Raw genomic sequence first — 13,574 nt, forward strand, 5'->3', positions numbered from 1 at the left:
ATACGACTTCACTTCATCGTCTCAGTTAGTCGGCGTCGTCGGGAACAGCGTTGCCGGCGTCGTCGAAGCTGGAATACCTAGATTACGCACTGACGCTTGCGCGACCTCACCGAACAGTGGCGCCGAGGAATCAGAGGAAATGTAGGCAACTTTAGGATTGTAAAGAACAACAGAGATAGCAAGCCGAGGCGCTTCAACGGGAAGCAGGCCGGCGGTCGTCGACACAATGCCATGCTGACCGTTGACGACGATATCTGCCGTACCGGTTTTCACACCGACGCGATACCCATCAACCTTCGCAGCCCCTGCAGTACCCAGATGATCTTCAACGACGGACTCCATCATCAGCATCAGATTCTGCGCCGTATCAGCTTTCATGGCCTGCGTTGGCTTGGGCTCTTCGGGGGTTTCAACGGTCCCGTCAGCGTTCGTCCACGACTTGACCAATCGGGGAGGAATGTGGACTCCACCGTTCGCGATTGTGGCCATGAACGAGGTCTCTTGGAGCGGTGAAACCGAATAGGACTGGCCGAACATCGACACATACTGATCACGGCCCGCCCACTCGCTTGGAGGACGAAGAATACCTGTCGTTTCGCCAGCAAGCTCCACGCCCGTCAGGTCACCAAAGCCAACGGCTTTCATCATGTCGTAGCGCTGTTCATTCGACAGAGTCTGACCAACCAGAACGGTGCCAGTATTCGACGATTCAGCCAAAATACCCGTCGCAGTGAGAGTTTCACCATCGTGCTCGTGGAAGTCTGTAATCGGACCACCCGCATCGGGAAGATCCAAAGAATAGGGCACATTAAAGACCGACGTGGGAGTGATCGTCCCCGCATCCAACGCGGCCGCGAACGTCACCACCTTGCCCACCGAACCAGGTTCGACCGTATACTGCACCGAAGCCACAGGCTGAGGATTCGCGTTATCTGGGATAGTCGACTCAGAGTCCGCCATCACCAAAATTTCACCGGTCGTCACATCTTCAACGACAACGGTGCCCCATTCGGCCTTGTGATGCTCCACGCGAGCATCCAGCATGTCCTGAACAAGATGCTGCAAGTCAGCATGCAACGTCAGTTGCAGGGAACCACCGTCAACAGGCTCAACCGTTGTCTTCTTCGCGCCAGGAATAATCGCACCATTCGGAGCAATCTCATACTGCTGCGAGCCAGGCGTGCCCGTCAGCAACGTATTGAACTGCGATTCCATGCCCGACGAGCCAACGCCTTCAGCATTGACCGTACCAATCACCGGAGCAGCAACATTCCCATTGGGGAACGTCCGTTCGTAGGTGGCTTCCCACTCAATGCCGTAAATATCCAGAGCACGAATCTCTCGATACGTCACCGCATCAACATTGCGCTTCACATACGTGTAGGTCGAGTCACCCAAAAACAAGCCGCCAAGCTCAGCTTCACTCATGTGCAGAAGCGGAGCCAGCTGGCGGGCGGCCTCGACCGGGCCTCGTCCCACAACCTTCGTCTTTTCAACCCCGTTTTCCTTCGTCGTTTCTGAGTGAACATAAGAACGCAAGTTGATCTGATTAACGGCAATGTCGTAGGTCAGAATCGAGTCCGCGAGGATCGTGCCCGTCGCGTCGGTAATTGAGCCTCGTTTAGCGGCAATGCCCGTCTGCGACGTACGAACGGCCTCGCCTTCGGTTGCAAGCATGGGCGCCTTGATGATCTGTAAATCGACTAAGCGGATCGCACAGGCCATCAGGCCGAAGAAGAAAATGATGAGGATGGCAAGAGATCGCCCAAAACGCTGAGTCATACGATCTCCTGTCAGTGTCCGGCCGTTCCGCCTTCAATGGTGCCAGCTCCAAGATTAATGAAGCCAGTCCGACCACCTTTCACCATTCCCTGAGCGGTGGCAGCTTTCTCAAGTTCGGAAGCCGATGCTGCCTTTTCAATTTGGGCTTGCATCGACCACGCCTGAGCTTCAAGCTCATTCAGCTCAATCTGCTGAGTACGGATTTCGAACGCCGTTTGAGCCATGCGAGTGTGAAGAACCATCGAAGCAAGAACCGTCGCAATGATCACGACGATAGAGACGATTCCCAACATCAGAAGCGAGCGGGTGGGCTTGCTCCCCTCGACAACTCGGAACTCCCTTCTTAGTTCAAACTCGTGACGTTCCGGACGGGAAACCGGGCGCCGGGAAGCTGCAGCACTGCTCATGAGAGTTCCTTCCATTCACGAACAAGCTGGGCGCCACGCAGACGCACAGATGCGGATCGAGGGTTATGTGCGCGTTCGGCTTCATCAGCTTGGTGCACTTTGCGAGTGAGGAGTTCGACGCTCGGTGCCATCGAATCTGGAATAACTGGAAGACCTTGGGGAACATCCACCGTAGACGCACGTCGGAACAGGTCCTTGACGATGCGGTCTTCAAGCGACTGGTAGGACTCAACAACCAAACGGCCACCGATGCGCAGGCTGGCAAAGCACGCAGGCAAAGCACGTTCGAGAATATTGAGTTCGTCGTTCACTGCGATGCGAAGGGCCTGGAAAGTGCGCTTCGAAGGGTTTCCGCCTCTACGACGCGCAGCAGCAGGAATGGATGCGCGAACGATGTCAGCAAGCTGCCCCGTGCGGGTCAGAGGTTGCGTTTCACGCGTTTCCACGATGCGACGCGCAATTCGAGAGGCAAAGCGTTCTTCACCGTATACGCGCAAGATCTGTGCGATCTCTTGAGCAGTTGCACTGACCAGAAGTTCGGCAGCGCTCTGCCCCCTAGTCGGATCCATTCGCATATCGAGCGGAGCGTCAGCAGAGTAGGAGAAACCACGTTCCGCTTCGTCGAGCTGAAAGCTGGAAACCCCTAGGTCCATCAGGATCGCATCAGCTTTTCCTGCCGGAGCATATGTCGCAACGACCTCGTCGACGTGGTCGTAGGTCGTGTGAACCGCGGTGAAACGATCTGCGAACGGCGCAAGACGCTCGGAAGCAAGCGAAATTGCTTGAGGATCACGATCGATACCGATCAGGTGAATGTTCGGGAATCGCTTGAGGGCAGCTTCGGAGTGACCTCCCATTCCCAGGGTGCAATCAACGAGAACAGCACCATCGTCAGTGAGGGCAGGAGACATCATGCCCATGCATTCGTCCAGGAGGACGGGAATATGACGCTCGGACGTTTGCTTGGTGAGCTCCATGTCGCCCCCCTTTCCTGCAGATGATGTGAGTGCTTTTCATCCCTCTTGGTCCCCCACCGATCTCCGACATCGGGGAAGTGAAGTCGGGGCCTCGGGTGGAGACCAAAAGGGACGAACTAGAACATTCCTGGGAAGATCTCTTCGTTCGTATCCGAGAACGCGTCGTCTTCGACGGTGAGGACTTCCTCCCACGCTTCGGAATTCCAGATTTCAGCGTGATCACCTACACCGATGACGGTGAGCTGACGGCCGAGTCCGGCGTAGCTACGCAGTTCTGCAGGGAGGGATATACGACCCTGTCGATCTGGAGCTTCTTGGAACGCACTCGCCATAAAAACGCGTCGCCAGTTTCGAACCTGCTTCGACGAGGTCGGCGCAGAAATGATCGACTGCGCGCGCTCATTGAAGGTTTCAACCGGGTAGACGTAAATGCAACGGTCCTGTCCCTTTGTGAGAACAAGTTGCTCACCCATGTCTTCACGGATTTTTGCAGGCAGAAAAACACGTCCCTTGTCGTCGAGTTTCGGCTCGAACGTACCAGTGAACATGTCTCACCACCTTTCCTTGGTTCCCACTTCCACCACTTTACCCCACACCTATTACTTTTAGTACCATTTAGAGGCAGCTTCGAACACTTTCTCTTCTTAAAAAGTCTGATTTTCTGCGAGAAAATATCTAGTGGTGAAAAGTGGGGCACATTTTTAGTTCTAGCCGATTATTCCTGCACGAGCCCCTCTCCGCCCGCTACTCCTGCATCTGAGAGTGAGAGGACGAGACCTGCCACATCACAAGCTCCTCGGCTAGAAAAGGCAGGATCCTCATCCCCAATCGCACCACCACATCACCCACCGCACCCAACGCGACAAAACCGAGCTTTTAGACCCACATTCGTCGCACCAAGTGCACCCGGGAACAGAAAAGACTCAGCCAGGCACCGACATCTAGAAGACACGAAGAGATGACACAACAGAAAAGCCCATGACCGTAGGACATGGGCTTTTCTTTACGTTTTTCGAGGCGAGGTGGAAGACGATCTCTTTAAAAATCGCGACGACGCTTTCGTTCTTCCCACCGCTGTTCTTGGTCCTCGATAAAACGCGACCACGAACCGAGGTTTCGTCGCTGTTCTTCAGGTGTAAGCGGAGCGGCTTTCTTTTCGGGCGAAGAGATCGCATACCAGACGCCACCAACCATGATGGCAAAACCGATCACGCCCATCACGATGGAAATACCTGAGTATCCAAGGGAAACTGCGCCAACCAGGACACTCAGACCTGCGATAAAAACGAAAATTCCAAGAGCGATGCGTCGGATTGAAAGCCGCAAAGCTGGAGCTTCTTCTTCCTGCTCCATTTGACGGGCAAGACGTGGCTCGTCACGACGGAACTCCTGTTCCATCTCTTCTAGTACTTGTTTTTCATAGTCAGATAGAGCCACGACGCATCCTTTTCCGCTATCCGTTAGTGACGAGTCTAACGGGTTGGGGGCGCAGATTGCGATTCGTGCCCGCTGACCTGCGGTAACAAAGTTGCTGGCCGTAGAGCATCCCTGCCAAATTTCCCCTGAATCTGGTCCATTGCTCGCTCCGAAGCCAACGGTTTTCCATCATCGTCAAGAGCTATCGCAACGCCAGCCGATCGCGGTTGAAGGACTTCAACCTTCACGCCCGCCAAACGAATCCCAGATGCCGGCATCACCTCTTTTGCGAAGAGCTCGCTTGCAGCCGCGTAGATTTGTCGTCCCACATCTGTCGGAGCGTGTAGCTTCACAGATCGAGCGATCGTGTGGAACGAGGCGTCCCTCAGTTTCAGCCCGATCCCCCATGCGACCATGTCGGCTCTGCGCAAACGCGCCGCACATTCGTGAGACGCCTGTAGCAGGAAGGCCTCCAGCTCACTCCTATCGTGAATATCAGACTCAAACGTTCGTTCGGTACTCATGGACTTTACTTCGCGACCACCGCGAACGGGACGCGGGTCGATGCCCCAGGCAAGATTGTGCAGGTGGCGCGCGCTTGCAAGGCCCACAAGTCGCGTCAGGAACGTCATGTCCAGGTTCGCGAGATCACCGATTGTGTCAACGCCAGCGAGAGCAAGCCTCTCCCCCGTTTTTCCGCCCACTCCCCAGAGTGCTCCAACGGGGAGCCCGTGCAGGAATGGGACCGTTTGATCGCGAGGAATCAGCAGTAGCCCGTCAGGTTTTGCGTTTGACGAGGCAATTTTTGCCACCGACTTTGTGGCTGCGATTCCAACCGATGCGGGTAAACCGACTTCGGCATGGATGCGGGATCGAATCAGATTTCCAATCTCGGTTGGTGACCCGAGGCGCCGACGCGACCCTGACACATCAAGGAATGCCTCATCAATACTCACTTGCTGTAAGACGGGAGTGATTTCCGACAGGATCGCCATCACTTTGTGTGAGTATTCGGAATACACGCCCCTACCAGAGAACACAAAAGTCGCTTCCGGGCACAGCGCATGTGCGCGAGCACTCGGCATTCCGGCTCGCACACCGCGAGCGCGGACCTCGTACGTGGCGCTGGTGACGACCCCTCGTCCGCCGAGATGCCCGACGATGATTGGCCGGCCTCGTAAATCTGGATTTTCCGCGATCTCTACTTGGGCGAAAAACGAGTCCATGTCGACGTGCAGGATGGGAGTCTGGGAATCGTCGTCACCCCAGAACTTTCGGGCACGCCCGTCGCGGGGAGCGTTCGACATTGCTCCTCCTTCAGTGCGAGCGCGGTCGACTCTGCTTTCGTTCACTGACTACAGTGTGACGCGTGAGCCGAAAAACTGCGCGCGGAAGCGAATTCTTTGAGATCCCCTCTGGGAGGGTTGAGATCCGTTGGGATGGTGCGCTTGCGACGCTGTATTTGAACGGTATCGAGTCATCGTGCACGAATGTGGACGATCCGACCAGCCTCGAGTTTGAGTACATGCAGCATGCGACGTGCGCTCTCGATTGCGTGATTGACGAGGCCGCCCCAGTCCGCGCGCTCCACCTTGGTGGCGCGGGATGTACTCTGCCACTCGCCTGGTCTTACCTTCGTCCGAAGTCGAAGCAGACCGCTGTCGAGATCGATCCGGATCTTCCCGATTTGGCGCGACGTGTGTTTGATCTGCCGAAATCTCCGGCACTATCGATACGTATTGGAGACGGGCGGGAAGTGATGAGCTCGTTCCGCGATTCCACATTCAACGTCATCGTGCGCGACACCTTCGCTAACGGCCAGGTTCCAGCGCATCTTGCGACTCTCGAGTGCGCGAAGATTGCGCGGGAAAAGTTGAAGGACGGCGGACTCTATATCCTCAACAGCGCTCACGGTGGCGACAGTGATGCTCGCGCTGAGATTGCCGCTATTTCCGAGGTTTTCGGCCAGGTGATGAGCATCCAGGATCCGAAGGTGGGGCGAAGCGGTAGGCGTGGCAACATTATCGTCATCGGGTATGTCGGAGCTGACTATCCGGTTGAAGACCTTGACCGCGCACTGAGGCGCCTTCCTCTACCCGCTCGGGTGACGCACGGTGCGAATCTGACGAAGTGGCGTGCAGGCACACCCGCACTGCGCGACGCCGACATCGGATATAAGGAAACTGGCGCGAGCTGAAGCCGAAAAGACACTCAAACGTGGAGCAAAGGCCTAATTCAGATGGCGCCTGTTTCTCCGCTATCCGCCTCTTCGTTTGGATCGGTTTCATCCGTGGTGTGCTCTTCGACATGCAGCGATGCGTCATCCCCGCTATCGGCACGGTGACGAGGAGTCATGGCACGAACGGCCTCTGGATCTGTTGCACGCAGGTGAACACGCTTGAGCGCCGCGGTCAGGGGATCTTCTTCCGCCATTTCTACGCTCTGGTCGTCGACGCTCGACTGATCGTCAGATACTGTTTCACTCTGCGACAAGTTCGCCAAGTAGCGCTCAATGACATCACCAATGTCCTTGTCCTGTTGAGGAGTATGACCCAGCGGAGTCTGAGTACCAAAAGAGTTCAAGGAAAAGGAAGATTCGCCAGGACTCCACGCGTCATAATGCTCTTCAAGGGACGTAATAGTCGCCATGATCTCTGGATTTGCTTCGATCAATTGCTCAATCGTGCCCTGATCCTGAGCTGCTCCTAACTCCAAGTTACCAACCGGCAACGACAGATCAGCAAAATCAGACAGGCTGGATAACAGCGCAGAGGAGCCCGCCGGGTACCCAGACTCTGCCATGTAGAACGGAACCGCAGCAAGAAGAGCAATACCATTCACACCGCGTTCAGCAAGACGACGCTGAACGAAGGAACTTGCCGGTGCAGGGAACTGCAGTGACCCCGCCATCTTCGGCTGAGGCGGAATCAAAGAAGCATCCGTGGCCTGCACGTGAACCGGGGTTGCACGAGTATGTGGAACACTCGAAGGAATGCCATGGAAGGACACGCTGATCTCAACACCAGCTTCCTTCACAAAGTCAGCAACAATGCGCGCAAATGCCTCCCACTTTGCATCCGGTTCAGGACCGTGCAGAAGCAAAATCGGGTTCCCCAAGTCATCGCGAACTCTGTCGATTGCGATTTCATGAGTCACCATTTCTTCGCTGACCCAATCACGGACCGTCATGATCGGACGATGAGAGCGGTAGTCCAAGAACTGATCGGAATCAAAAGTCGCAACACGTTCGTTCGGCAGGGCGCGAAGCATTTCAGCAACTGCCATACGACCGGCTCCGCCAGCATCCATGCTTCCGTAGAAGTGCATCACTAGGATGCGCGAATGAGTTTCACTGGCCGGCCCTCGCTCGAAAAGAAGGGCATCATTCGGTTTCATTACGTTCACATGCCCTTTCATTTCTGTTCTGTCCAATGCCATGCTCGTCAATTCAACTCGACGAACAATTCGTACTATCAACGCTACTCGGAAACAGGCCGGAGCGCCCGACGGGCCCACTGATATTCGCCTTGGGCGAATAGTCGGCCTCGTGAATCTATCTCCCCTGCGTCGCAGATCGCGGACAGTTGCACCTGGTCGCAGTTTTTCAGGCACAATAGATGGTCGCTATCTTGTCCATTCCTCGAAAGTACGCGCATGACTGACTCATCGACTTCTGCTTCGCCGGCGTCCATACCGGAGCAACGCCATGTCGACGCCGCGTATGCAAGGGTGGATGAGCTTCGAAAAAAGTACCGTGACCAGCAGGCGCGAACGCACGCAATCCACGGCGCAGGAAATCCTCAGGCCTGGACAGAACGCGAGGCACTCTCGGCTCACCTTGGTGATATGGCAGCACGCCTCGAGGCCGTTGAAGACCGCCTTGTATTCGGTCGCCTCGACATGGCTGACGGCGACCACCACCACATTGGTCGCGTTGCCCTATCGACCGCCGACGGCGAGCACCTCCTGATCGACTGGCGAGCTCCCGTGGCGATGCCCTTCTATCAAGCGACTGCCGTCGACCCAAAGGGTGTCGTGCGAAGGCGCCACATTACAACTCACGGGCGCACCGTCGTCGCGCTTGAGGATGAACTGCTGGATTCGTCGCGAGCTGAAGGTATGGATCTTCAAGGCGAAGGCGCGTTGATGAGCGCCCTTGATAAGGCTCGCGATGGTCGCATGGGTGATATTGTCGCGACAATTCAGTCCGAACAGGATGCAATCATTCGCGCTCCTCGCGACGGCGCGATCGTCGTCCAAGGCGGTCCGGGAACCGGTAAAACAGCTGTCGCCCTGCACCGCATTGCCTACCTGCTGTATGCCGAACGTGAGCGCTTAGAGCGTTCTGGTGTTCTTTTGGTCGGGCCGTCGCGCATTTTCTTGCGATACATCGAACAGGTACTTCCCTCACTGGGTGAAACTGGCGTCGTTTCGACGACCATGGGCGACCTGTTGCCCGGCGTAGACGCACGTGGAACGGAGCCACTGGGCGTTGCCCAAGCGAAAGGTCATATTGGCTGGACGCAGCTACTGAAGCAAGCGGTCAAAATGTTGCCACGCGAATTATCGGCACCGACCACGTTGCAGGTGTGGAGTCGCACGGTGACACTGACGCCGGATGACGTGTCGAAAGCGATCCGCCATGCACGGCATACGCGTCGCACTCACAATCAGGCGCGCGAAGGTTTTGCTCTGGAGCTGATGGAGGTTCTGGCAGAGCGCCTAGCCTCCGACGCCTCGTCGGCCGGTGGAGTGCTTGATTCCAACGAGGATAAAACAGAGTGGATCAGCGAAATCCGCGACTCCATTGATGCGCGTCGCGCGATCAATCTTGCGTGGATGCCAACGTCCGCCAAGACTCTTCTTCGTCGCCTCTATGCGCGTCCCCAACTGTTGGCGCATATTAACGATCGAGCAGGCCGCCCCGTTTTACCCCGCCTGTTGCCACTCGTTGAGCGTCATAGTGCTGAGTGGACCGATGCCGATATTCCCCTGTTAGACGAGCTCGAAGAATTGCTTGGACCGATGCCCACATCGCGCATCGAATCCTCAGAATCAGAAAGTGCTGCAATTGAACGCGCACGAGCTGCGATCGAAGGCCAGGGGCTTGGCGGAGGCATCGTGAATGCTGAGCAGCTTGCCGAGTCCACATTGTCTCAGCGAATGTGGACTCCCCTTGCTGAGCAGGCAGCCAACGATCGCAAGTGGGCATACGGCCATATTGTCGTTGACGAAGCTCAGGATCTCTCCCCGATGGCGTGGCGTAGTTTGTTGCGTCGTTGTCCGTCGCGGTCGTTCACGATTGTTGGTGATTTGGATCAGCGACGCGGATCGAAGCGTCCGAAGACGTGGGTTGAAGCCTTGGGGCCGGCAAGCAGAGCCTACAGCGATGAGTTTGTTCTGACGGTGTCCTACCGTACTCCGGCGACATTGACCGCCATCGCTGAGGCCGTGATGGCACGCGCAGGTAAGCCTGTTATTCACCCGATGAGCGCGGTCCGCGACGTTGAGGACTGCTACCGCGTCGTGACTGTTGAAGCAGATACGGATATGGTCGCACGCGAGGATTCGCCGGCGTGGGCGGCAGCAATTCAGGCGGCATCGCAGGCGTGTGAGCGACTTGATGCCACTTCGGGTGAAGGAAGCGGCAGGGTCGCGATTCTGGTTTCAGATTCACGAGGCCACGCATGGAATGCCGATTCCACAGGTGAGAGCGCACTTGATTCGCGGATTGCTTTGCTCAGTGCCTCGAGTTCCAAGGGGCTTGAGTTCGACACCGTTATCGTGGTTGAGCCCGGCGAGATCTTTGCTGAAGGTGTTGGTGACCTGTTCGTCGCCTTGACTCGTGCGACGCATGATTTGGTTGCTATCACTTCGAGCGATCTTCCCAGGGGAATGGATCAGTGGTAAGACGGTTCTATCCGTAGCACGAACACTTTTGCAATCGCTTGGTGTTTTTCTGGCACTATGGTGGCATGACACGCGCACTGTTGCTTGAGAATCCCCATAAGGTTGCTGACGAGGTTTTCGCAAAGAACGAGATTGATGTGTCTCGCCACGCGGGTGCCTTGGACGAAGATGAGCTGATTAAAGCCCTCGAGGGCGTGGAGTACTTGGGTCTTCGCTCGAAGACCCAAGTGACGCGACGCGTTCTCGAAGCCAACCCGCAGATCAAAGCGATTGGCGCTTTCTGCATTGGGACGAACCAGATCGACCTGGAAGCAGCCACCGAGCTGGGCATCTCGGTCTTTAATGCTCCGTATTCGAATACGCGTTCCGTTGTGGAACTGGCAATCGGCGAAATCATTGACCTGTCGCGTCGCGTCACCGTGAAGAATTCTCGCCTCCACCGTGGCATTTGGGACAAGAGCGCTGATGGTGCACACGAGGTTCGCGGTCACACGCTTGGCATTATTGGCTACGGCAATATCGGCACTCAGCTGTCCGTGCTTGCTGAAGCAATGGGCTTGAACGTTATCTTCTACGATATGGCCGAGCGCCTGTCTCTGGGCAACGCCACCCAGATGCCGACGATGGAATCCGTATTGCGCGAAGCGGATATCGTGTCGATCCACGTTGATGGTCAGGAAACAAATTCCAATCTGTTTGGCGCTCGTGAGTTCGCGATGATGAAGCCCGGTGCGCTGTTCATCAATTTGTCGCGAGGTTTTATCGTCGACATTGATGCCCTGCATGATGCGCTGGTGTCGGGTCACTTGGCCGGCGCTGCCGTTGACGTGTTTCCCCAAGAACCGAAGAAGAATGGCGATCCTTTTGATTCACCTTTGATCAAGCTGGATAACGTTATTCTTACTCCACACATCGGTGGTTCAACGGAAGAGGCTCAGTACGATATTGGTCGTTTCGTCGCGGGGAAAATCAGTGACTACCAGGACACCGGCTCAACCGACATGTCGATCAACCTGCCGAACCTCAGCTTGAATGCTTCGCAAGAGTCTCGCTACAGGATTCGTCTGATCCACAAGAACACTCCCGGTGTTCTGGCGAATATCAACCACACCTTTGCCGAGATGGGCGCGAATGTTGGTGGTCAGATTCTGGGAACTGCAGGATCAACCGGCTATGTGCTGACCGACATTTCTTCCGAACTTCCGATCGATGCGATCGAGAAGATTCGCTCGATGAAGGACACTATTCGTCTGATTACGACGACCCTGTAGGAAAAACGCTTATGTGGTCTTTTCTCGGCCTGGTCCCAACTAACCTACGGTATCGTAGGTAGTAAAGAATCGGAGGACAACGTGACTCTTACTGACCAGCTTCGAGCCCAATACGCCCCCGGCGTCCCTGAAACTATTGAGGTGCCGGATCAGACCATTCCTGCGATGGTTGAAGAGGTAGCGAAACGTTATCCGCATCAGATTGCTCTGGACTTCTTCTCGCGCCCAACCACGTACGCGCAACTGATGACGCGCGTACGCAGGGCAGCAACTGTGCTGGCCAATGCAGGAGTTCGCCAGGGGGATCGAGTTGCCCTAGCGATGCCAAACTGTCCTCAGCACGTTGTTGCAATTCTTGCGACGATGCACCTTGGCGCAATCGTGGTTGAGCACAATCCTTTGGCTCCTGACCACGAAATTCACGAGGAGTTTAACCGCCACGGCGCACGCGTTGTCATTGCATGGGAAAAGACCCTGTCGAAGCTGACGTTCCTTGATCGTGCGACCACGGTTTTTGCTGTCAACCTGACGAAGGCTCTTCCCGGTCCGAGCCAGTTGCTTTTGAAGCTTCCGATCAAGTCTGCTCGCACGAAGCGTGACGCTTTGTCGACGCGTCCCCCATCATGGGCTCGTTCGTGGGACCAGGCTGTAGATCAAGCTCCACGCTGGACCACTTCTTGCCCTGCGAGTCCTGACGATCCGGCGCTACTGATTCATACGGGCGGTACGACAGGTGTTCCGAAGGCTGCCTGCATTACACACCGTAATTTGATGGCGAACATTGCCCAGTCGATCGCATGGGTGCCGATCCTGCACGAGAACGCTGAAGTGTTCTACTGCGTTCTTCCCCTGTTCCATGCGTTTGGCTTCACCATTGGCTTGTTGTCGGGCTTGCGTTTGGGTGCCACAATTGCGCTATTTCCGAAATTCGACACAACCATGATTCTGACCAGCCAGAAGCGTCTTCCCTGTACGTTCTTCCTTGGTGTTCCACCAATGTACGAACGTTTGCTGGCTACGGCAGCCACCATGGATGTCGATCTGACGTCGATGACGTTCTCACTTTCGGGCGCTATGCCACTGTCTGCTGATTTGGCATCACGCTGGGAAGAAAAGACTGGCGGGTTGATGATTGAAGGCTATGGCATGACCGAAGCCTCACCGATCCTCCTAGGTTCCCCTCTAGCAAAGAACCGTCGCCCGGGCGCTCTTGGCGTTCCCTATCCGTCCACGCAAATCCGCATTGTCGACCAAGATAATCCGACGAAGGATGTCGAAGACGGTGAAATTGGCGAACTCATTGCACGAGGCCCCCAGGTGTTCTCCGGATACTGGGAGCAGCCGGAGGAAACAGCTGAGATCTTCACCGAAGAGGGCTGGCTTCGTACGGGCGACCTTGTCCAGGTGCGCGACGGCTTCATCTACATGGCCGATCGTCGTAAGGAAATGATTAACGCCTCTGGTTTTAACGTGTACCCCAGCCAGGTTGAGAACGCTGTTCGCTCTATGCCAGGAGTTCGCGACGTAGCGGTTATCGGTATTCCTGCCGGCTCGACCGGCGAAGATGTCGTCGCAGCAATTGTCCTTGAAGCCGGCGCTTCGATCACTCTTGCTGATGTTCGCCAGTGGGCCGAAAAGTCTATTGCTCACTATGCCCTACCACGCCAGCTCGTGGTGATGACGGAGCTTCCTCGCTCCCAGCTTGGAAAGGTCATGCGTAAGCGTGTTCGCGAACAGGTAATGGAGGTCGCCGACTCTGCGACAACTAAAATTCGCCAGTTTACGAATCGAAAGAACGACTAGCTGTCACG

At 55.9% G+C, this 13,574-nt stretch carries 11 protein-coding genes; 4 read left to right on the forward strand and 7 right to left on the reverse strand.

Annotated elements, in window-relative coordinates; all coding sequences use genetic code 11:
- Positions 1 to 21: 21 nt before the first annotated feature.
- From QP442_RS05320 to dinB, 6 genes are all read right to left on the reverse strand, one after another.
- Positions 22 to 1,782 carry a peptidoglycan D,D-transpeptidase FtsI family protein gene (locus QP442_RS05320; RefSeq protein ID WP_006681687.1) on the reverse strand — a complete coding sequence of 587 codons (1,761 nt, stop codon included), beginning with the start codon at positions 1,780 to 1,782 and terminating at the stop codon, positions 22 to 24.
- Positions 1,783 to 1,793: 11 nt separating this feature from the next.
- Positions 1,794 to 2,189: a hypothetical protein gene (locus QP442_RS05325; protein WP_006681688.1), complete on the reverse strand. Its 396-nt coding sequence runs from the start codon at positions 2,187 to 2,189 to the stop codon at positions 1,794 to 1,796.
- Positions 2,186 to 3,166 carry a 16S rRNA (cytosine(1402)-N(4))-methyltransferase RsmH gene (gene rsmH, locus QP442_RS05330; RefSeq protein WP_103633560.1) on the reverse strand — a complete coding sequence of 327 codons (981 nt, stop codon included), beginning with the start codon at positions 3,164 to 3,166 and terminating at the stop codon, positions 2,186 to 2,188. The genes QP442_RS05325 and rsmH overlap by 4 nt, the downstream gene beginning before the upstream one ends.
- Before the next feature lie 116 nt (positions 3,167 to 3,282).
- On the reverse strand, positions 3,283 to 3,714 hold the full coding sequence (mraZ, locus tag QP442_RS05335; protein ID WP_006681690.1) for a division/cell wall cluster transcriptional repressor MraZ: 432 nt from the start codon (positions 3,712 to 3,714) through the stop codon (positions 3,283 to 3,285).
- 490 nt (positions 3,715 to 4,204) lie between these two features.
- The gene (locus QP442_RS05340) at positions 4,205 to 4,603 is read right to left on the reverse strand and encodes a DUF3040 domain-containing protein (protein WP_006681691.1); all 399 of its coding nucleotides are present in this window, start codon (positions 4,601 to 4,603) and stop codon (positions 4,205 to 4,207) included.
- Positions 4,604 to 4,638: 35 nt separating this feature from the next.
- A complete protein-coding gene (gene dinB, locus QP442_RS05345) occupies positions 4,639 to 5,889 on the reverse strand; it encodes a DNA polymerase IV (protein ID WP_103633559.1) in 1,251 nt (416 codons plus the stop codon).
- A gap of 62 nt (positions 5,890 to 5,951) precedes the next feature.
- Between dinB and QP442_RS05350 the strand changes: the two genes are divergently transcribed.
- Positions 5,952 to 6,779 carry a spermidine synthase gene (locus QP442_RS05350; RefSeq protein ID WP_103633558.1) on the forward strand — a complete coding sequence of 276 codons (828 nt, stop codon included), beginning with the start codon at positions 5,952 to 5,954 and terminating at the stop codon, positions 6,777 to 6,779.
- Between the two features lie 38 nt (positions 6,780 to 6,817).
- Here QP442_RS05350 and QP442_RS05355 read toward each other — a convergent pair whose 3' ends face one another.
- Complete coding sequence (locus tag QP442_RS05355) at positions 6,818 to 7,978, reverse strand: PAC2 family protein (RefSeq protein WP_285067866.1); 1,161 nt, start codon at positions 7,976 to 7,978, stop codon at positions 6,818 to 6,820.
- Positions 7,979 to 8,236: 258 nt separating this feature from the next.
- Here QP442_RS05355 and QP442_RS05360 point away from each other — a divergent pair, with 258 nt between their 5' ends.
- The 3 genes from QP442_RS05360 (at position 8,237) to QP442_RS05370 (ending at position 13,566) form a co-directional block, all read left to right on the forward strand.
- The gene (locus QP442_RS05360; protein WP_103633556.1) at positions 8,237 to 10,492 is read left to right on the forward strand and encodes a HelD family protein; all 2,256 of its coding nucleotides are present in this window, start codon (positions 8,237 to 8,239) and stop codon (positions 10,490 to 10,492) included.
- A gap of 65 nt (positions 10,493 to 10,557) precedes the next feature.
- On the forward strand, positions 10,558 to 11,763 hold the full coding sequence (gene serA / locus QP442_RS05365) for a phosphoglycerate dehydrogenase (RefSeq protein ID WP_040318683.1): 1,206 nt from the start codon (positions 10,558 to 10,560) through the stop codon (positions 11,761 to 11,763).
- A gap of 81 nt (positions 11,764 to 11,844) precedes the next feature.
- Positions 11,845 to 13,566 carry an AMP-binding protein gene (locus QP442_RS05370; RefSeq protein WP_285067837.1) on the forward strand — a complete coding sequence of 574 codons (1,722 nt, stop codon included), beginning with the start codon at positions 11,845 to 11,847 and terminating at the stop codon, positions 13,564 to 13,566.
- Positions 13,567 to 13,574 lie beyond the last annotated feature (8 nt).

It is taken from the genome of Pauljensenia sp. UMB1177, from assembly GCF_030217965.1.
In the GTDB taxonomy this organism is placed as follows: Bacteria; Actinomycetota; Actinomycetes; order Actinomycetales; family Actinomycetaceae; genus Pauljensenia; species Pauljensenia turicensis_A.